Here is a 17942-nt window from a genome sequence, read left to right on the forward strand (position 1 = left end):
TCGGCGCACGGCGGGAAGCCTACCGGTCGCCCCGACGGCCGGAACAGCGCGAAGGGCGGTCCCGGCGGATCGGGGCCGGACAGGGCGAAGGGCCGCCCGCTCCCTCTCGGGTGCCTGGCGGCCCCGGCCGGGGACATCCGGTGTCAGGCGTTCGGGCGGAGCGTCCAGACGACGGTCATCTCACCGGTCACGGCGCCGTCCGCGCGCGTGATCTCGATGGTCACCGGGAACTCGGGGCGCTTGCCCGCGTCGAGCTCGGCGACGACGTCGGCCACCGGCCGGCCGAGCGTGGCGGTCGCGGTGACCTCACCCATGGCCAGCTTCCGGTAGCCGATCTCGGCGCTCACCGCCAGCGGCACGGCCCGCGTCAGCTGGTCACCGAAGGCGGCGATGACGATGGCGCCGCTCGCCGACTCCGCCAGGGTGAACATGGCACCGGCGTGCGGTCCGCCGACGTGGTTGTGGAAGTCGGCCTGGTCCGGCATGCGGATCACCGCGCGTTCGGCGGTGGACTCCAGGAATTCGAGGTTGAGGGTCCGGACCATCGGAACCGTCGCGGCGAGCATCTCGCCGGCGGTCATCTTTTCAGCGCTCATGAGCCAGATGTTACTCATGGGTAGCGATGTTTGGCCATGCCTCACCGGTCCCCCTCTCCGGCCCCGGCCGCATCCTTCACCGTCCGCTCACGGGGGCGGCCGTAGCCGACCGGACGGCTCCCCTCTATCGTTACTCGCCATGTGGCCAGGACAGCAGCCGCCCGGGGGCGAGCAAAACCCGCAGGACCAGAACCAGAACCCGTACCAGCAGCCGGGGTACCAGCAGCCGAATCCCTATCAGCAGCCGGGGCAGCAGCAGCCCGGCACCGGGCAGCAGCCCGGACAGCAGCCCGGGTACGGCTACCCGCAGCAGGGCCAGCCGGGGCAGCAGCCGGGGTACGGCTATCCGCAGCAGGGCCAGCCGGGATACCAGCAGCCCAACCCGTACCAGCAGCCGACCGCCCCGCAGTACGCGGTGCCCGGTCCGCCCGGCGGGCCCCAGCCCGGCAACGACAAGAAGAAGACGACGGTCATCGCCATCGTCGCGGCGACCGCGGTCGTCGTGGCCGCGGCGGTCACGGGCGTCGTCGTGCTGAACAAGGACGACGACAAGGACGGCAAGAACGTCGCCGACGACACGAAGTCGTCCGCGCCCGCCAAGCCCTCCGGCTCCGCGTCCCCGTCCGAGGCGAACCCGCGCGGCAGCGACAGCGACCCCAAGCCGCTCATCGCGGGCTGGAAGGTCGTGACCAACCCCAAGTGGGGCACCCAGTTCGACGTGCCCGGTGACTGGGAGGTCTCGTCCCCCGGCACGTTCTCGTACTTCGAGGACGAGGCGAAGGAGGACAAGCCGCCGCTCATCGGCTTCTCCGCGCCGGCGGACCTGAAGAGCAAGTGGTGCGTCGACGACTTCGACAAGGACGGCACCAAGGAGAACTACAGCCTGGCCGGCACCGGCACCCGCGGCGCGGAAGGCGCCACGGACGCCGCCGTGAACGCCCGGAACGAGGCGGGCACCTGGGCGTGGGGCGCGTACGCGCAGCACATGCCGAAGAAGACCATCAAGATCAGCAAGGCCAAGCAGTACACGACCAAGTCGGGTCTGACGGGCAGCGTGGTCACCGCCACGGCCCCGAACGTCACCAAGAAGAAGAAGTGCGACTCCGACGGCAAGACCATCGCCTTCACCTTCAAGAACAGTGAAGGCGCCTTCTCCTCCTGGGTGCTGTACGCCGCCGACAACGTCCCCGACGAACTGCCGGACGCGACGGTCCAGAAGATCCTGAGCACCGTGCGGCTGGTGAAGATCACCAAGTCCTGACCGGCGGAAACGCATTTGGCACAACGGGGTCATTACCGCAATAGTCCCTGGGTGACCGACGCAGCCGCCCCCGCCCCCCGCAAGGACCGCACCGTACCTGCGGACCGTAACTACCGGCTGCTGACCGCCGCCGCGATCATCACCGCCCTGGGTACCCACGGCGCGCTGATCGCGGCGGCGTTCGCGGTTCTGCAGGCGGGCGGCGACGGGGGCGACGTCGGTCTGGTGGCCGCCGCCAGGACCGCGCCGCTGGTGCTGTTCCTGCTGATCGGCGGGGCGATAGCGGACCGCCTGCCGCGCCATCGTGTGATGGTCGCGGCCAACACCCTCAACTGCGTCTCCCAGGCCGTCTTCGCGTGGCTGGTCCTGGCCGGTGACCCCCAGCTGTGGCAGATGATGCTGCTCACCGCCCTGTGCGGCACCGGTCAGGCCTTCTTCAACCCCGCCGCCGAGGGCATGCTGATGTCCAGTGTCAGCGGCGAACAGGCCGGCCGCGCCTTCGCCCTCTTCCGGATGTCCACCCAGGGCGCGGCCATCGGCGGCGCGGCGCTCGGCGGCGCCATGATCGCCGCGATGGACCCGGGCTGGGTGCTGGCCGTCGATGCCGCCGCCTTCGCCGGGGCCGGTGCGCTGCGCGCCTTCCTCGACGTCAGCCACATCCCGTCGCGGGAGCCCGGCGGCGGTCTGCTCGCCGACATGCGGGACGGCTGGCAGGAGTTCATCGGCCGCCCCTGGCTCTGGGCCATCGTGGCGCAGTTCTCGGTGGTGGTGGCCGCCGTCGGGGCCGCGGAGGCGGTGTACGGGCCGCTGGTGGCCCGGGACGAGCTCGGTGGCGCCCGGCCCTGGGGGTTCGCGCTCGCCGCGTTCGGCGTCGGCACGCTGGGCGGGGCGGTGCTCATGATGCGGTGGAAGCCTCGCCGGCTGCTGCTGGCCGGGACCCTCTGCGTCTTCCCGCTGGCCCTGCCGTCGGCCGGACTCGCCGTACCGCTGCCGGTGGCCGGGCTCTGCGTGGTGATGTTCGTCAGCGGGGCGGCCATCGAGGTCTTCGGCGTCTCCTGGATGACGGCGATGCACCAGGAGATCCCGGAGGAGAAACTGTCGCGGGTCTCGGCGTACGACTGGTTCGGCTCGGTGGCCATGGTGCCGCTGGCCACCGCGCTCGCCGGTCCGGTCGAGTCGCTGGTCGGACGCAGTCAGGCGCTGTGGGGCTGCGCGGGTCTGGTCGTGCTGGTCACCGGCGCGGTGCTGTTCGTGCCGGACGTACGCAATCTGACCCGCCGGACCTCGTCCACCGAGGTGCTGCTCTCCAGGGCCGTGCCCGTGTCAGCCGATGCTGAAGGCACCGTCGGGCGGCTCGGGTGAGGCGACCGCCTCGTCGTCCCCGACCGGCCGGGCGCCCTTGACGAACGCGGTCACCGCGTCCCCGTGCTCCACCCGGGCCGGGAAAGCGTCGGCCGCGCAGCGGCGGATCAGGGCGGCCGTGTCGAGGGGCGCCCGGGAGGCCACGAGGACCATGTTGCCGAAGCGCCGCCCGCGCAGCACGGCCGGCTCGGCGATCAGGGCCAGTTCGGGGAAGACGGTCGCGAAGGTGGCCAGCTGCGAGCGCAGGAAGCCGAAGGGCGCACCGTCGGCCAGGTTCGCCGCGTAGACGCCGTCCTCGCGCAGCGCCCGTGCCGCGGCCCGTGCGTAGGGGACCGAGGTGAGGTGGGCGGGTACCCGCGAGCCGCCGAAGACATCGGCCACCAGCACGTCCACGGAGCCGGGTGCGGTCTCCTCCAGCTGCTTGCGGGCGTCCGCCGCGTGCACGGTGATCCCGCTGCCGGCCGGCAGCGGCAGGTGCTCGGTGACGAGGGCGAGGAGACCGCGGTCCGCCTCGGCGACCTCCTGCCGGGAGCCGGGCCGGGTCGCGGCGACGTAGCGGGGCAGCATGAGGGCGCCGCCGCCGAGGTGCAGGACGTCCAGCGGCACGCCCGGTCCGGCCGCGCAGTCCACGACGTGGGCGAGCCGGCGCGCGTACTCGAACTCGAGGTGCTCCGGTGCGTCGAGGTCGACGTACGACTGGGGGGAGCCGTCGACCGTGAGCAGCCAGGCCCGCTCCCGGTCCACGTCGGGAAGCAGTCTGGCGGTGCCCTGGTCCACGTCGCGGATGACGGGTATCGACTCGTTCACTCCCCCATTGTGGGGTGCGGTCCGGCCCCTCCCCCACCGCGACGACGGGCCCGCCTCCCGCGGTGAACGGGAGACGGGCCCGGAACGGCCGGACTCCTCAGAGCAGTCCGGTGACGGTGCCTGCGCCGACGGTGCGGCCGCCCTCACGGATGGCGAAGCCGAGGCCGGACTCCAGCGGCACGTCCCGGCCGAGCTCGACGGTCATGGTGACCGTCTCACCGGGCCGCGCGACCGCCGCGTCCCCGAGGTCCACATCGCCGACGACATCGGCGGTGCGGATGTAGAACTGCGGCCGGTAACCGGTGGCGACCGGCGTGGTGCGGCCGCCCTCGCGCCCCGACAGGACGTACACCTGCGCGGTGAAGCGCCGGCTCGGGGTGACGCTGCCCGGCGCCGCGACGACGTGCCCGCGGCGCACCCGGTCGCGCTCGACCCCGCGCAGGAGCAGCGCGACGTTGTCGCCGGCCTCGGCGGACTCCATCGGCTTGCCGAAGGTCTCCAGACCGGTGACGACCGTCTCGATGTCCGCGCCGAGCACCGACACGCGGTCCCCGACACGCACGGTGCCTCGCTCCACGGCGCCGGTGACGACCGTGCCCCGGCCGGTGATGGTCAGGACGTTCTCCACCGACAGCAGGAACGGCGCGTCGGTGTAGCGCACCGGCATCGGTACGTACGTGTCGACCGCGTCGAGCAACGCCTCGACGGCCGCGGTCCAGCGTGGGTCGCCCTCCAGCGCCCGCAGACCCGACACCCGCACGACGGGCACGGTGTCGCCGCCGTACCCGTGGGAACTCAGCAGCTCACGGACCTCCAGCTCGACCAGGTCGGTCAGCTCGGGGTCCCCCGCGTCCGCCTTGTTGAGGGCGACGACGATGTGGTCGACGCCCACCTGGCGGGCGAGCAGCACGTGCTCCGCGGTCTGCGGCATGATCCCGTCGAGCGCGGAGACGACGAGGATCGCCCCGTCGAGCTGGGCGGCGCCGGTCACCATGTTCTTGATGTAGTCGGCGTGGCCCGGCATGTCCACGTGCGCGTAGTGCCGGGTGCCGGTCTCGTACTCGACGTGCGCGATGTTGATGGTGATGCCGCGCTGCGCCTCCTCGGGGGCCCGGTCGATGCGGTCGAACGGGACGAACGTGCCGGTACCGCGGTCGCTGAGGACCTTGGTGATGGCGGCGGTCAGGGTGGTCTTGCCGTGGTCGACGTGGCCCATGGTGCCGATGTTGAGGTGCGGCTTGGTGCGCACGTATGCCGTCTTGGGCATGGTGAGTTCCTTGGGTGCGAAGCTGAGAAACGAAGACCCCGGGGCCCGGCCGACCCTCCCCTTGCGGGGTCCGCCGGACAGTCGGGGGAGGGTCAGCTTCGGGCGCCGCCGAAGGGCGCTGCGGCAGCGGTGAACGCTGCTGCGACATCTGCTGCGAGGGGGCTCACGGCAGCCTTCGGCGTGTCCGCGACTGCGGACTGCGCTGCGAGGAAGGCGTACCGGAACATGGCTCGATCATCTCCGACGGGCTCACGGTCCGTCGAATGATTATCGGCGGCCGGTAAGGGAGTTGGAGTGCTGCCGTCTCAGAGGTGCTTGGTGGCCTCGCGCACGGAGAGCGGCGACAGCCGGTCACGGGCGCCGTCGACGAAGTCCCGTACGGCCCGCGGGTCCGTCTTGGCGTACTCGCGCAGGGCCCAGCCGATCGCCTTGCGGATGAAGAAGTCGGGGTGGCCGGCCCGGCGCAGGCAGTAGGCGAAGAGCCGCCGGCTGTCGGTGGCCTCCTTGAAGCGCAGCTGGTGCAGCAGCGCGGTGCGGGCGATCCAGAGGTCGTCGTCCTCGATCCACTCGTCCATGGTCCGCCGCAGTTCCGGCCCTGCGGCCACCAGCGGACCCGCGACATGGGCCGCGAGCAGGTCGACGGTGTCCCACCAGGAGACGGTGGAGACCAGATGGCGCAGCACCGGTACGAATCCGGACGAGCACCGTGCGACGTGGCGGCGCAGATAGTCGACGGCGAAGTAGTGGTACTCCCGCTCGGGCAGGGCCCAGCAGCGCAGCGCGATGGCGGTGCAGTCCGCCTCGTCGGGGCGCGGGGTGCCTTCGAGGACGGTGCGGGACAGGGCGCGGCGCCGGGGCGTGGGAATGCCGAGGAACGGCGCCACGTCCTTCATGTACGCGGCGGCCGACCGCGCGCGGACGGCATCGGCGGCCGTGGGATACAGCACGGTCAGGCGCTCCAGCACGGTGTCCGCGAGAACGCTGCGGGGCAGGCCGGGGACCGGTTCGGTACTCCTCCCGGCCGGTTCGGCTCCATGGCTCATAACGGTCACATTACGGCGATCACACACGGGTGTCGGTTACTCTCCCCGAATGCTCGACCCCGTCACCGCCACCCGCCCCGCCGGTGGCCTCGCCGTGCGCTGCACGCGGGTGCTGCTGTCGCCCTGGTCCCGGTTCTCCCTGCTCGTGGCGGTACTGCTGGCCGCCGCGACGACGATGCTGCTCCTGGAGCCACAGCGTCTGCTGTCGTCCGGCTGGCCCACCCAGCTGAGCGGCGGCGCCGCCGCGGTGGTCCTCTTCGGCCTGGCGTACGGCATCTGCACCGTGGCCTTCGTACCGAGACCGCTCCTCAACCTGGCCGCCGGGGCGCTGTTCGGCTCACAGGCGGGGCTGGCGGCCGCGCTCGCGGGCACGGTGCTGGGCGCGGGCATCTCGTTCATGCTCGGCCGGGTGCTGGGGCAGGACGCGCTCCGCACGCTGCTGCGCGGGCGCTGGATGCGGGCGGCGGACGGGCAGCTGAGCCGGCACGGCTTCCGCTCGATGCTGGCGCTGCGGCTCTTCCCCGGGGTGCCGTTCGCTGCCGCCAACTACTGCGCCGCCGTGTCACGCATGGGGTATCCGCCGTTCCTGGTCGCGACCGGCCTCGGTTCGATCCCGAACACGGCCGCGTACGTCATCGCCGGCAGTGAGGCGTCCTCCCCCACCTCGCCCGCCTTCCTGGCCGCGATGGCCTTCATCGTCCTGACGGGCGCGGGCGGGGCCGTGGTCGCCTGGCGGCGGCGCCACCGGCTGAGCGCGGAGTGATGCGGCGGGCGATGCGACGGGCCGGGCGGGGGTTGTCGTAACCCCGTTCATCCGGGGGCGATACGCTGCCCGCGACCGACAGACGATCTCCGGGCCCGCGCGGCCCTGTCATCGCACGACCGCAATCCGCACGCAGCCGACGGCGCCTCGCCGTCGGCAGTTGCATGATCACTCCGGGATGGCCCAAGCCCCATGAGCTGGTTCGAATCGTTCGTCCTCGGCCTCGTTCAAGGACTGACCGAGTTCCTGCCGATCTCCTCCAGCGCGCATCTGCGGCTCACCGCGGCGTTCGCCGGCTGGCACGATCCTGGCGCGGCGTTCACCGCGATCACCCAGATCGGCACGGAGGCCGCAGTCCTCATCTACTTCCGCAAGGACATCGTCCGGATCGTCTCGGCGTGGTTCAGGTCGCTGACGGACCGTTCGATGCGCGGCGACCACGACGCGCAGATGGGCTGGCTGGTCATCGTCGGCTCGATCCCGATCGGCGTCCTCGGTGTGACGTTCAAGGACCAGATCGAGGGCCCGTTCCGCGATCTGCGCCTGATCGCCACCACGTTGATCGTGATGGGCATCGTCCTCGGCATCGCCGACCGGCTGGCCGCGCGCGATGAGACGGGCGGCAAGCACCGGGCCATCAAGGAGCGCAAGTCGCTCAAGGAGCTCGGCGTCAAGGACGGCCTGATCTTCGGCTTCTGCCAGGCCATGGCGCTGATCCCGGGCGTCTCCCGGTCGGGCGCGACGATCAGCGGTGGTCTGCTGATGGGCTACACCCGTGAGGCGGCGGCACGTTACTCGTTCCTGCTCGCGATCCCTGCGGTACTGGCCTCCGGCGTCTTCGAGCTGAAGGACGCGGGAGAGGGCCATGTGTCGTGGCCGCCGACGATCTTCGCGACCTTCATCGCGTTCGGTGTGGGGTACGCGGTCATCGCCTGGTTCATGAAGTTCATCACGACCAAGAGCTTCATGCCGTTCGTGATCTACCGGATCGTTCTGGGGATTGTGCTGTTTGCCCTGGTGGGGGCGGGTGCGCTGAGCCCGCACGCGGGTGAGTCGGCGGGCTGACAGGCCGGCGAGGCATGCATGCAGCGACCAATTGAGTACTGCGTCGTGCTCGACGGGCGCCGAGCGTCCGTCGAGCGTCACGGCGCGACCCGGATCCGCTGCCGCAGTGGGTTCAAGCCCGCCAAATCGCCCTCGGGCATCGCATCGCCGCTCGTCGGAGTGGTGCTGCGATGTCCCGGGAGCAACTCGCCGATAGCGCCGGGCTCAGTCGCCGCAGCATCCAGCGATACGGAGCGGCCACCAGAGAACCCGCGTACAGCGCCCTGCTGCTCATTGCCTCGGCCCCAGATGCCTCCCTCGCCCAGATCGACGAAGACGCCTGACGGGCAGGCACGAGTCAGCGCCGCCGCAGTGCCCGGCCCACCGGTGACCCATATCCGCGAGTCAGCGGCTTCTTGCAGTCCGGGTCGCCCACCGGATGCGGCCAGTCATCCGGGCGGGCCCCGCTCATCGACACGGACCGGTCGAGCCTGACGGCGGTGCCGACGATCGGCTGGTCGCAGCGGGCGCAGATCATTGCGAGGCCCGCTTGTCCTCGCGGGTGGCGCAGGCCTCCACGTCCGAGCAACAACGGGGGAACCAGGAATACGCGGCCCCACCGAGCGGCCGGGCCCGCTGTTCGCCCAGGTCGACGTCCGCACCGACGGTGAGGGGCTCCCGGCACCAGACGCAGCGCCAGCCGCGCTGCTGCTGCTCGGTCAGCCCGGCCACTGGCGGTAAATCCCTCACGGTCATGGTGATCCCCCGGCTTGTCGCTGATCTGGTACGACGAGCGTGCCAGCGACCGACGGACACAACGCTCACAGATTTGTGAGCGTTGTAAGCGACCTACAGACCGATCCAGGTGGCCATGCCGGCAAGAGCGTCAGACGTGCGGCGGCTGGTGTGGAGCAGCCCGGTGACGGTCTCGCGAGTCCGTGGGTGGTAGCGGGTCTGTTCCGGAGCGGCCCGTCGTGCAGCGGTCAGGTGCTGCAGCGAGGCGTCCAGGTGCCCGGTCTCCATCTCGACGAGAGCTCGGTCAACGAGGTAGCGGGACCGCCGTGAAGTCAGCGTCGCGGTCGGCAGCTTCACGGCACGGGCCTGGCCCAGCGCATCGTCGAACCGGCGCATGGTGATGGCCGCTCCCATCTCGTGGAGGGTGACATTCACCTGGCCGAAGCTCAGCCAGTGCACCTCGGGGGCCTCGCCGCCGACGCGGTCGGCCATCTCCCGGGCGGCGGCAATGTGCTGCTCCACGGCGCCTCTGTCTCCCGCACGGGCTGCCACGGCCGAGGCTCCGAGGTGCAGTTGCCCGGCGACGGCGAGCCCTTCCCGCGACGCCTGGCCAGCAACGAGAGCTTGTCCGGCCTCGATCAGGCGGAGCCCGAGACCTTGCTCGGCCTCGGCATGTCCGAGCGCTCTGCGGTACTGGCGGATCGCGGCGAGGCACGGGTCGGAGGCCCTGTCGGCGGCCCACCCCATCCGGTCGAGGGCGACGACCGCAAGGTCCGGGAACCTGAGCTTCACGGCGAGGTCGTGGGCGGTGCGGTACGTGGAGGCGAGGGCGCGCCACGTCTCGGTGGTCGGCGCCGTGGTCGCGGCGAGGGTCAGATCGCTGATGACGTCCGGTAGAGCGCGGGCCGCCTTGCGCAGGTGCGTTGCTCGCACCTCCTGACAGAGGCGGTCCGCGTCAAGCACCAGCTCGGCCACTGGGCGGGCCGGTGTGCGCTCGCCCGGGGCGAGATCGTAGAGGGCGAGGGACTCGCGGATCGGGCGTACCAGGGCGGCGCGACGCCCATGCTGCGTATCGGTCACGTGCGACGGTCCGGTGAGGGCAGTGCTGTCGATCCCGAGAGCGGCGGCCACGGCGGCCACGAAGTCGGGGCTCGCAGGGCGAGCCCCGCACTCGACCTGATTGAGCAGGCTGTAGGAGTACGGAAGCCGCTGCGCCAGCCCGCGCTGGCTGAGGCGGGCGCGCTTCCGCTGCTCCTTGATGCGATCGCCTGTGCTGCTGCCGTCGGGTGTGGCCATTCGGGTACCTCGTTCCTGACTCGTCATCTGGAACGGTACCCACGCGCCCGCGCGGTGGACGTCAATCGCCCCTGATCCGAGCCGGATTGGGGACGGTTGCGTGTTCGAACCCGGGCGCGATGGGATGGCGGCATGACGACTCTCTACCTGCTCGGCTCCGCCGCCCCGCCCGTACTGGAGATCAGCCAGGTGATCGAGGACGCGCAGGGCCGCGGCTACGACGTGTGCCTCGGCCTCACCCCGTCGGCGGCACGCTGGCTGGCGCCGCAACTGGCGGAGCTGGAGCGGTTGACTGGGCACCCGGTGCGATCCGAGTACAAGGCGCCGATGACGGCAGACGTATGGCCTCGCGCAGACGTGGCACTTTTCGCGCCGGCCACATTCAACTCGATCAACTCGTGGGCGATGGGCTTCACGTCGAGTTTCGTGGTCGGACTCGCGGCCGAGGCCATCGGGAAGCGCATCCCGCTCGTCGCAATGCCCTGCGTGAACGCCGCCTACGCGCAACATCGCGCGCTCGACCGCAGCATCGCCGAGCTGCGGGGCATGGGAGTCACTGTGCTGTACGGCCCTGGTGGGTTCGAGCCGAACCAGCCCGGCGAGTACCGTGCGGAGGGCTACCCCTGGGGCCTCGCCCTCGATGTGGTCGGTGCCATGGTCAGCCCCACCACGTAACCTGTCTGCATCCCCACTTCCCCCTCGCCCGGCACTGCCGTGCGTTCGCCGGCTGCGGTGAACGCGGACATCCGCGCGCTCGGGCGGCGGTCATCGGGCCGGCTGTTGCCGGCGGGGCGGCGGGAGTACGAGCGGCTCCTCGCCGAGTGTGCGGCCGCGGTGCGGGGCGATGACGGCGAGGCGGCGTGAACGAGGAATCGCCACCCGCTAGGTGAAGACCGCCATCACCTACCTGGCCGGTCTCCGCATCGCAGGGATCTTCCTCTGGTCAGCCAGCTGACCAGAGGAATCAGTCGGCAGCTCTGCTCTTCAGTTCGGGGTTCTCCGTTCCGAGCGAACCGGTGAAATAGCGCATGTGCTCAGGTGCGCAGGCGACCACGAAGTCGACGCTTCCCTCGTGACATTCGGCGATGTCCCAGAAAGGACGGATGATTCGAGGGTCTGATCGAGTCCGCCTGCGGATCTGGCGTATCTCGATGTGTTCGGTCGGCAGAGCGCGACGTGCGAGCGTCTTTACCTCGGTGGGCGACAGGTGCAGAGCAGTCCTGGAGGCCGCAAGGAAGACTATGCGCGGACTGCAGTACGGGCGGTCGCCGAGGATGCATGCCTCGAAGAGGACCTCACCGCCCTCAGCGAAGGCGCGAGCCTGAGCTCTTGTCCGGCGATTCCCAAAGAAATCGGGGATCAGGAGGCCACCCACCATGTCGAACAGGAACGCAATCACCTGGGCATCCACTCCTGGTTCGCCATGCACACCCCGCGTGCCGCTTGCCGAAGTCCTCGCGCAGTCGCCACCGCCCACATTTGATCGCAAGGCTCGTGCCTGAGCACGCGTTCAGTCAAGCGCCCAGAAGGCGGCCTCCCTCGGCCCGCCGACGGTGTGCCACTGGCCGCTGCCGGACGGGGCGTGTCCAGTTGGGCGGTGGGCGCCCCACCCTGCCGCACCCGTCAACCACCCTTCCTCCACCGCACAGTCACAACTGCGTCACCACCGGAACATGTGCCTCCCCCACCGGGTTCCACCCCGCTACGGTCATGCCTCCACGAGCCGCACTTGGGGGACCCATGCCGCATCACCAGACGCAGCCCGGTCAGCCGCAGCAGCCGGGCTGGGGTCTGCAGCCGCCCGCGCCGAAGAAGAGCAACGCCGGGAAGATCGTGGGCTTCGGCTGCCTCGGCATCGTCCTGGTTGTCATCCTCTTCGCCATCGGCGGCGCCGTTCTCTTCGCCGGTGACGCGGACGACCCCTCGTCCACCAGGAAGCCTGCCGCCACCGAGCCGGCCCCCAAGCCGACCAAGAGCGCTGACGGCAAGGCAGGCGCACCGAAGGAGGAGAAGTCTGCCGACGCGCCAGTCATCGTCTCCGCGAAGAGGGCCACGTTCAAGAAGAGCATCATCGCGGACAATGACAACTACACGAGCGTCCAGGTCACCATCGAGAACAACGGGGACAAGGACATCGACGTGAACCCCCTCTACCTCACCATCACCGACGTCGGCGGCGGCAAGCACACTGCCGAGCTGGGCGTCGACGAGGACCAGCTCGGCACGGTGAAGCTCGCTCCCGGCGAGAACGTCACCGGAACAGTCACGGGGAAGGGCACGTTCGTCGCCAAGTACGTCACGTACACGGAGGGTCTGATCGGCGACAGCATCCGCGGCAACGTGTCCTGACGTGCACGTCCCACCCGAGCAGGACGAAAGGCGCCGCTCCTGCGGTCCCCGCCCGTGTCACCCCGACCCGGCATCAGAGCTGAGCGCGGGCACGAACCCTTTTACCGCGCGCGCCAGTTCCTCGGGCCGGTCGAGCGGGATGAGGGTGCGGCTGTCCGGCACCTCTTCCAGTCGGCCCTGTGGGAGCAGCGCCGCGAGGCGGCGGCCGTGTTCGGGTGGCATCACTCGGTCGCCGGCCGCCCAGACGACCAGGGCGGGCCGGTCGAAGTCGCGCAGGCTCTCGGCCGCGGCGGTCAGTCGGCGGGCATCGGACGGGGCCGCTCTCAGGGTCCGGACCGTGTCGCGGCGGATGCCCGGACTGGTCAGGACGGGCCGCATCCAGCGGCGGGTGGCCGCGTCGCCGTGTGCGGTCAGGCGGCCGAACGCGATCGGCAGGCGGCGGACCGGGCGCAGCCGCATCTGCTGCATGAACATCCCGAACAGGCGGGGCGGGAGCCGGCCGGCGAGTGCGAGCGTCGTGCCCGTCAGCCGGGCCGGGTAGTTGTCGAACGCCTCGCACGAGGCGAGCACGATCCGCCCCACGCGGGCGGCGCCGTCCGCGACGGCCAGTTGGACGAGGGCGCCGCCGGTGTCGTTGCCGACGAGGGTGACATCGGTCAGGTCCAGGCGGTCGAGGAGTTCGGCGACCGTGCGGGCCGTACCGCACAGCGACAGGTCGGCGCCCGCGCGCATCGGCGTGCGGTGGGCCCCCATCGGCAGGGTCGGGACCACGCACCGGTGGGTCGCGGAGAGTGCGGCGACCGTCGCGTCCCACAGCGACGCGTCCATCATCAGTCCGTGCAGCAGGACCACCGTGGGGCCGTCGCCGCCGGTGTCCTCGTAAGCGATCGTCCCGGCGGAGAGTTCGGTCTCCTTCATTGCTCTGTCCCCCTCATCGCCCGATCCCGCTCATCCTGTCGGCCTCTTCGCCGCGTCGGCGTCTTCATGGTGCGAGATCCGCCGCGCGCCCCTGGGGCTCCGCGGCGCCCTCGGCCGCCGGGACGAGCAGGTGGCGGCGCAGGAACGACAGCTCGGCGTCCACGGCCTGCTCGTGCTGGTCCATGAACGGGGCGTAGTGGCCGCCCGGCAGTCGGACCACCTCGGCGCGCGGCGCCCGGCCGGCCGCGCGGACGGCCGGCTCGCTCAGCACCGAACGGTCCTGGTCGCACACGAGCACCAGCAGCGGCGGGCGCACCTGCGGTGTGTCCAGGCCCGGCCGGTAGCGGATGATGCCCGGGATCGAGCGGGCGGCGATCTCCTGCCGCCACTGCGGGTACGTGTTGCCGGGGTTGAGGGCCTTGTCGCCCTCGATGCCGTCCGGCGTGGTGAGCATCGCGACGGTGCCCGGATCGCCCGCCAGCGGCACCAGCAGCGGGCGTCGGCCGAGCAGACCGCCGGCCATGTCCAGGAGGATCCTGGCAGCGAGCCGGAGCGCCGCGAGCGGTCGCTGGTGGCCGGCGGCGCTGCGGGAGGCGGCGGGCCCGTCGGCGTTGGGCGTCTGCGCGACGGCCGCCGCCAGCCGCGGATTGCGCGCCGCCACCCGCAGGACGTGGCCGCCGGACAGGGAGAAGCCCCAGAGGGCGGTCCGCGCCGGGTCGGCATCCGGCAGGGACGCCGCGAAGGCGATCGCCGCCTGCCAGTCGTCGAGCTGGTCCTTGATGCGTACGGTCTGGCGGGGGCCGCCGCCGCTCTCGCCCAGGCACCGGTAGTCGAAGGCGAGGACCGTGAAGCCGGCGGCGTGGAACCGGGCGGCGAACGGATCGGTGCCCGGTTCCTTGGTCACCCCACCACCGCCGGCCATGATCACGCAGCCGCCGTTCGTCCCCGGGTAGTGCCAGGCGGCGCAGTACGTACCGCCCACGTCGAAGCGGACCTTCTCGCGCATTACGGGCGTGTCCATGCCGACCTCCGGGTGGGCGGATTCATCCCTCGCATCTATCCTGCACAAAAAGTGAACCACGTGGTTCGCATACTGTCCATGCCTCCCCATCGCGCGATAGGCGTACGGGGACCGAAGCGCGGAGGGGTCCCGATACGCGTACGGGGTCCGGCCCGCCGTCACCTGTCGGCCGTCCCGGCCTACGCGTCGGCGGCCTCCTCGCGGTCCAGTGCGCGCACCAGTGCGTCGAAGCCGGCGGCGACCCCCTCGGTGTCGCCGCTGGTCCGGGCGTCGACCAGGAATCCGCGCAGCGTCGCCAGCACCATCTCGGCGACCTCCAGCTTGCGGCGGTCGGACCAGTGGCCGGGGCAGACCGACAGGAGGGTGGGCAGGTACTGCTGCGACGCCTCGCGGCCGAGCGCCGAGTAGCGGTCGGAGTCGTACATCGCGAGGCCGATGGCCTGGTCCAGCACCCGCGCCTCCTCGCCGACCAGGATCGGCCAGACCGCCCGCACCCAGTCCCCGAGCGAGCGGCGGACCCGGCCTTCGGTGGCGGCCGCGAGCGCCTTGCGGATGCGTCGCTCGCGCAGCTGGACCACGGCCTGCACCAGAAGGTCGTCGGCTCCGTCGAAGTGGTAGAGCAGCACCTTGTGCGTGGCGCCCGCGGCGCGTGCGGCGCGGCGCAGTGAGAAGTCCACGAGTCCGTTGGCCGCCAGGTCCTCGGTGACCCGCTCCAGCAGTTCGCGGCGCCGGGCCTCACCGCGCGGCGAACCGGCCGATCGCCGGTAGCCGGCGGGTTCCGGCGCGTTCTCGTCGGCAGAGATGTTCATGCCGACAGCTTCCCCGATGCGCCGCCCGGCCACCGCCGCGGGCCGTGGCGCACACGCTGGATACCCGACTGCCCCCGTCCCGCCGGAGCGGGTACGGGGGCAGCGGGTGCCTCTACGCGTGTGGTGTCACTCGGTCTCGACGAAAGGCGGAAGATCGGGTTCGACGAACAGCCCCTGGTAACGCGGTGTCGGCACGGCCTCCACACGGCCCGGGGCCTCGGACGCCGAGCCCGCCGCGCTCTCGTCCGAGCGCCGCTGAACCTGGCGGGGCGGGGTTTCAGCCATCGGGTCTCCTGTTGCTTCGCAGTTGCTTGTGAAGACCCCTGGGCGCCGTCCGGCCCGCATCGGACCGCGGCTGCTTCGGGGTGTGGCATCGTCCCGGTCCCACACCCACCAGGGCACCGGTATCCGACGAGGCCTGCTGAGAGTATCCGTTGTCCCAGCTCCGGCGGTCGGCACCGTCCCCGGGTCCGCTCGTCATTCGCCTGCACAGCCGCGTCAGCGGCCCTCGCGGTCCTCCTGCCACCGGGCGTACGGGACACGGGAGATCTCCCGTACGCCTCCGAAGGTCCCCCACTCGTCCTTGCCGAGCCGGGTCAGCGGGCGCAGCGCGGTGACCTCCGGATGGCCGTCCGCCATGACGTCCTCGTCGACCGCGGCATGCACCACACGGCCGAACACGACGGTGGAGTCGCCGAGCAGAACCGTGCTGTGCAGCTCGCATTCCAGCGCGACCGGTGAGCCCGCCACGCGCGGCGGCTTCACCCGCAGGCTGGGCTCGCGCGCCACGCCGACGGCCTCGAACTCGCTGATGCCGCGCGGGAAGTCGGTCGCCGTGGCGTTGATCTGCTCGAAGAGGTGCTCCGGGGCGAAGTTCACCACGAAGGAGCCGGTCGCCTCGACGTTGCGCAGCGTGTCCTTGCGCCCGACCGAGGTGAACTGCACGACGGGCGGGCTGACACAGGCGATCGTGAAGAAGGAGTGGGGGGCCAGGTTCGCCGTCTCGCCGTCGGGCGTGACGGTCGAGATCCACGCGATGGGCCGGGGCACGACCACGGCGGTGAGCAGCCGGTAGAACGTGCCGGTGTCCGTGGCCCCGGGGTCGATGTCGATGCGCATGACGCCGAGTATGGCGCCCCGCCGGCCCGGTCCTCCTACGCCTCCGCTTCTCCGGGTCCCCCGGGCCCTTCGGAGCCGAACTGCTCGGCCCGCAGGGCGAGGTCCTGGAGCACGTCCGCGGACGTCACGTCCGTCTGCCCGGAGTCGTGCACCTGCGCCAGCATCGCGAACGCCAGCGTGAACGCGCCGACGAGCTGCTCCACCGCGCCGCCCACCTCCCGGCCGACCAGGGCCACCACATCCTCGATCGTGGCGTCCTCGGGAATCGCGATCCGTGGCATCGTCTCGTTGAGGAGGGCGGTCACCACGGTCGAATCGGTGCTGGGGTCGTCGCTGTCCGGATTCTCCTCCAAGAGGCGGCGCATTTCGCCCGCTTCCGTGAGGATGCCGATCACACGCTTCACGACTTCGCTCTGCTCCATCCCGCGAGCATAGGTGCAGGCGTACCGGCCGACGAGGACAACGGCCGTGCGTGGCCCGCCGCGCCGGGTTCACGGCGGCGGCGCCCCGGCCCGTCCTCCCCGGCCCGTCTGCCTCTGCGCGGGGCGCCGGGCGGCCGTAGCGTACGGAACGGGGCACGCACCACCGTTCTCAGGAGGCAGCCATGACCAGTGACGGGCTTCCCGTCATCGCCGCCGTCGACGGGTCCACGCACAGCGGCGACGCACTCGACTGGGCGGCCCGTGAGGCGGCCCGGCGGGGACTGCCCCTGCTGATCGTGCACGTCCGCCTCCTGACCCGGCGTAAGGACCAGGAGGCGCAGGAGCGCGAGGCGGAGGAGCTCCTCGCGCAGTCCGTACGCCGTGTGCACCGGACCGCTCCCGGTCTGCGCCCCACGACGCTCGCGCCGCTCGACTTCCCGTCGGCCGCACTTGTCTCGCTGAGCCGTGACGCCTCGCTGGTGGTCGTCGGCTCGCGCGGGCTCGGCGGGTTCCGCTCCCTGATGCTGGGTTCCAACAGCCTGGCGACCGCCTCGATGGCCGCGTGCCCGGTGGTCGTCGTCCACGGCGGGCGGCGGGACGAGGAGCCGGAGGGGAGCGCCGCGGAGGCCTTCCCGGACGTGGTCGCCGGGGTGGCCGCCGACGAGAGCAGCGAGGGGGTGCTGGAGTTCGCCTTCGAGACGGCGGCGGCCCGGCCCGGTGCGCGGCTGCGGATCGTGCACGGCTGGACCATGTTCTCGTCGATGCTGTCCGGCGGGCCCGTCTTCGACCGGGAGGCGGCCGCCGATGCCGCCGAACGGTCCCTCGCCGAGCTGACCGCCGGCAGGCGCGAGAAGTATCCGCAGGTGGAGGTCGCGATGGAGCCGGTGAACGGCTCCGCCACCCGCACCCTGGTCACGGCGTCGGCGACCGCGGCCCTGACCGTGATCGGGCGGCGCAAGGGCGGCGAGGCGCTCGGGCTCGGCCTCGCGCCGGTGGCGCAGACGACGCTCACCCACGCGCTGGGCCCGGTGGCCGTGGTCCCCTGCTGACACCCCGCTCCGGACGCCCGCCGGGTCGCCCGGCAACGGCCGCACCCGCCTGTTCGCGCCGTTCGCTGCGCGCGGCGGGTG

21 protein-coding genes are annotated in these 17942 nt (G+C 71.5%); 9 read left to right on the plus strand and 12 right to left on the minus strand.

Annotated features, from left to right (window positions below; genetic code table 11):
* Window positions 1–143 precede the first annotated feature (143 nt).
* Window positions 144–581, minus strand: a complete 438-nt coding sequence (locus tag OG408_RS06015; protein WP_266785985.1) for a DUF4442 domain-containing protein — start codon at window positions 579–581, stop codon at window positions 144–146.
* 154 nt (window positions 582–735) lie between these two features.
* Here OG408_RS06015 and OG408_RS06020 point away from each other — a divergent pair, with 154 nt between their 5' ends.
* Window positions 736–1857, plus strand: coding sequence for a hypothetical protein (locus OG408_RS06020; protein ID WP_266776138.1), 1122 nt, complete (start codon window positions 736–738; stop codon window positions 1855–1857).
* A 51-nt stretch (window positions 1858–1908) separates the two neighbouring features.
* Window positions 1909–3219 (plus strand): MFS transporter, encoded by a 1311-nt coding sequence (locus OG408_RS06025; RefSeq protein ID WP_266776140.1) that lies wholly within the window; start codon window positions 1909–1911, stop codon window positions 3217–3219.
* On the opposite strand, the gene OG408_RS06030 is transcribed toward OG408_RS06025, so the two are convergent.
* From OG408_RS06030 to OG408_RS06040, 3 genes are all read right to left on the minus strand, one after another.
* A complete protein-coding gene (locus OG408_RS06030; protein WP_266776142.1) occupies window positions 3181–4026 on the minus strand; it encodes a spermidine synthase in 846 nt (281 codons plus the stop codon). The genes OG408_RS06025 and OG408_RS06030 overlap by 39 nt on opposite strands.
* 97 nt (window positions 4027–4123) lie before the next feature.
* A complete protein-coding gene (gene tuf / locus OG408_RS06035) occupies window positions 4124–5293 on the minus strand; it encodes an elongation factor Tu (RefSeq protein WP_266776144.1) in 1170 nt (389 codons plus the stop codon).
* Window positions 5294–5598: 305 nt separating this feature from the next.
* Complete coding sequence (locus OG408_RS06040; RefSeq protein ID WP_326668701.1) at window positions 5599–6336, minus strand: DNA alkylation repair protein; 738 nt, start codon at window positions 6334–6336, stop codon at window positions 5599–5601.
* A gap of 49 nt (window positions 6337–6385) precedes the next feature.
* On the opposite strand from OG408_RS06040, the gene OG408_RS06045 reads away from it, so the two are divergent.
* The 3 genes from OG408_RS06045 to OG408_RS06055 all read left to right on the plus strand — a co-directional run bounded on the left by OG408_RS06045 (window position 6386) and on the right by OG408_RS06055 (window position 8487).
* The gene (locus OG408_RS06045; RefSeq protein ID WP_266776148.1) at window positions 6386–7099 is read left to right on the plus strand and encodes a TVP38/TMEM64 family protein; all 714 of its coding nucleotides are present in this window, start codon (window positions 6386–6388) and stop codon (window positions 7097–7099) included.
* A 192-nt stretch (window positions 7100–7291) separates the two neighbouring features.
* On the plus strand, window positions 7292–8164 hold the full coding sequence (locus OG408_RS06050) for an undecaprenyl-diphosphate phosphatase (protein ID WP_285572057.1): 873 nt from the start codon (window positions 7292–7294) through the stop codon (window positions 8162–8164).
* 170 nt (window positions 8165–8334) lie between these two features.
* Entirely contained in the window at window positions 8335–8487 is a 153-nt protein-coding gene (locus tag OG408_RS06055; protein ID WP_323177977.1) for a helix-turn-helix domain-containing protein, read from the plus strand.
* A 505-nt stretch (window positions 8488–8992) separates the two neighbouring features.
* Here the strand turns inward: OG408_RS06055 and OG408_RS06060 are convergent.
* Complete coding sequence (locus OG408_RS06060; RefSeq protein WP_266776152.1) at window positions 8993–10174, minus strand: helix-turn-helix domain-containing protein; 1182 nt, start codon at window positions 10172–10174, stop codon at window positions 8993–8995.
* A 132-nt stretch (window positions 10175–10306) separates the two neighbouring features.
* Here OG408_RS06060 and OG408_RS06065 point away from each other — a divergent pair, with 132 nt between their 5' ends.
* A complete protein-coding gene (locus tag OG408_RS06065; protein ID WP_326668708.1) occupies window positions 10307–10849 on the plus strand; it encodes a flavoprotein in 543 nt (180 codons plus the stop codon).
* Between the two features lie 57 nt (window positions 10850–10906).
* Window positions 10907–11038, plus strand: a complete 132-nt coding sequence (locus OG408_RS06070; protein ID WP_326668710.1) for a hypothetical protein — start codon at window positions 10907–10909, stop codon at window positions 11036–11038.
* 100 nt (window positions 11039–11138) lie between these two features.
* Here the strand turns inward: OG408_RS06070 and OG408_RS06075 are convergent, their stop codons facing one another.
* Entirely contained in the window at window positions 11139–11573 is a 435-nt protein-coding gene (locus OG408_RS06075; RefSeq protein ID WP_266776156.1) for a hypothetical protein, read from the minus strand.
* A gap of 341 nt (window positions 11574–11914) precedes the next feature.
* On the opposite strand from OG408_RS06075, the gene OG408_RS06080 reads away from it, so the two are divergent.
* On the plus strand, window positions 11915–12523 hold the full coding sequence (locus OG408_RS06080) for a DUF4352 domain-containing protein (protein ID WP_326668713.1): 609 nt from the start codon (window positions 11915–11917) through the stop codon (window positions 12521–12523).
* A gap of 57 nt (window positions 12524–12580) precedes the next feature.
* Here the strand turns inward: OG408_RS06080 and OG408_RS06085 are convergent, their stop codons facing one another.
* The 6 genes from OG408_RS06085 to OG408_RS06110 form a co-directional block, all read right to left on the minus strand.
* Window positions 12581–13441 (minus strand): alpha/beta fold hydrolase, encoded by an 861-nt coding sequence (locus OG408_RS06085; RefSeq protein ID WP_326668715.1) that lies wholly within the window; start codon window positions 13439–13441, stop codon window positions 12581–12583.
* A gap of 64 nt (window positions 13442–13505) precedes the next feature.
* On the minus strand, window positions 13506–14462 hold the full coding sequence (locus tag OG408_RS06090) for an alpha/beta hydrolase (protein ID WP_326668716.1): 957 nt from the start codon (window positions 14460–14462) through the stop codon (window positions 13506–13508).
* Window positions 14463–14641: 179 nt separating this feature from the next.
* Complete coding sequence (locus OG408_RS06095) at window positions 14642–15271, minus strand: TetR/AcrR family transcriptional regulator (RefSeq protein WP_285572042.1); 630 nt, start codon at window positions 15269–15271, stop codon at window positions 14642–14644.
* A gap of 126 nt (window positions 15272–15397) precedes the next feature.
* A complete protein-coding gene (locus OG408_RS06100; protein ID WP_266776166.1) occupies window positions 15398–15556 on the minus strand; it encodes a hypothetical protein in 159 nt (52 codons plus the stop codon).
* A gap of 213 nt (window positions 15557–15769) precedes the next feature.
* Window positions 15770–16390: a flavin reductase family protein gene (locus OG408_RS06105; protein WP_326668719.1), complete on the minus strand. Its 621-nt coding sequence runs from the start codon at window positions 16388–16390 to the stop codon at window positions 15770–15772.
* Between the two features lie 35 nt (window positions 16391–16425).
* The gene (locus tag OG408_RS06110) at window positions 16426–16812 is read right to left on the minus strand and encodes a hypothetical protein (RefSeq protein ID WP_266776170.1); all 387 of its coding nucleotides are present in this window, start codon (window positions 16810–16812) and stop codon (window positions 16426–16428) included.
* A 182-nt stretch (window positions 16813–16994) separates the two neighbouring features.
* Here OG408_RS06110 and OG408_RS06115 point away from each other — a divergent pair, with 182 nt between their 5' ends.
* Window positions 16995–17861 carry a universal stress protein gene (locus tag OG408_RS06115; RefSeq protein ID WP_266776172.1) on the plus strand — a complete coding sequence of 289 codons (867 nt, stop codon included), beginning with the start codon at window positions 16995–16997 and terminating at the stop codon, window positions 17859–17861.
* Window positions 17862–17942: the final 81 nt, after the last annotated feature.

Source organism: Streptomyces sp. NBC_01257 (genome assembly GCF_035917255.1).
GTDB lineage: Bacteria > Actinomycetota > Actinomycetes > Streptomycetales > Streptomycetaceae > Streptomyces.

Excerpts from the sequence above, each read along its gene's own strand:
- OG408_RS06015 (WP_266785985.1), bottom strand. The coding sequence starts at position 581 with ATGACCGCCGGCGAGATGCTCGCCGCGACGGTTCCGATGGTCCGGACC.
- OG408_RS06020 (WP_266776138.1), top strand. The coding sequence starts at position 736 with ATGTGGCCAGGACAGCAGCCGCCCGGGGGCGAGCAAAACCCGCAGGAC.
- tuf (WP_266776144.1), bottom strand. The coding sequence starts at position 5,293 with ATGCCCAAGACGGCATACGTGCGCACCAAGCCGCACCTCAACATCGGC.
- OG408_RS06040 (WP_326668701.1), bottom strand. The coding sequence starts at position 6,336 with ATGAGCCATGGAGCCGAACCGGCCGGGAGGAGTACCGAACCGGTCCCC.
- OG408_RS06045 (WP_266776148.1), top strand. The coding sequence starts at position 6,386 with ATGCTCGACCCCGTCACCGCCACCCGCCCCGCCGGTGGCCTCGCCGTG.
- OG408_RS06050 (WP_285572057.1), top strand. The coding sequence starts at position 7,292 with ATGAGCTGGTTCGAATCGTTCGTCCTCGGCCTCGTTCAAGGACTGACC.
- OG408_RS06055 (WP_323177977.1), top strand. The coding sequence starts at position 8,335 with ATGTCCCGGGAGCAACTCGCCGATAGCGCCGGGCTCAGTCGCCGCAGC.
- OG408_RS06060 (WP_266776152.1), bottom strand. The coding sequence starts at position 10,174 with ATGGCCACACCCGACGGCAGCAGCACAGGCGATCGCATCAAGGAGCAG.
- OG408_RS06065 (WP_326668708.1), top strand. The coding sequence starts at position 10,307 with ATGACGACTCTCTACCTGCTCGGCTCCGCCGCCCCGCCCGTACTGGAG.
- OG408_RS06080 (WP_326668713.1), top strand. The coding sequence starts at position 11,915 with ATGCCGCATCACCAGACGCAGCCCGGTCAGCCGCAGCAGCCGGGCTGG.
- OG408_RS06085 (WP_326668715.1), bottom strand. The coding sequence starts at position 13,441 with ATGAAGGAGACCGAACTCTCCGCCGGGACGATCGCTTACGAGGACACC.
- OG408_RS06090 (WP_326668716.1), bottom strand. The coding sequence starts at position 14,462 with ATGGACACGCCCGTAATGCGCGAGAAGGTCCGCTTCGACGTGGGCGGT.
- OG408_RS06095 (WP_285572042.1), bottom strand. The coding sequence starts at position 15,271 with ATGAACATCTCTGCCGACGAGAACGCGCCGGAACCCGCCGGCTACCGG.
- OG408_RS06100 (WP_266776166.1), bottom strand. The coding sequence starts at position 15,556 with ATGGCTGAAACCCCGCCCCGCCAGGTTCAGCGGCGCTCGGACGAGAGC.
- OG408_RS06105 (WP_326668719.1), bottom strand. The coding sequence starts at position 16,390 with ATGCGCATCGACATCGACCCCGGGGCCACGGACACCGGCACGTTCTAC.
- OG408_RS06110 (WP_266776170.1), bottom strand. The coding sequence starts at position 16,812 with ATGGAGCAGAGCGAAGTCGTGAAGCGTGTGATCGGCATCCTCACGGAA.
- OG408_RS06115 (WP_266776172.1), top strand. The coding sequence starts at position 16,995 with ATGACCAGTGACGGGCTTCCCGTCATCGCCGCCGTCGACGGGTCCACG.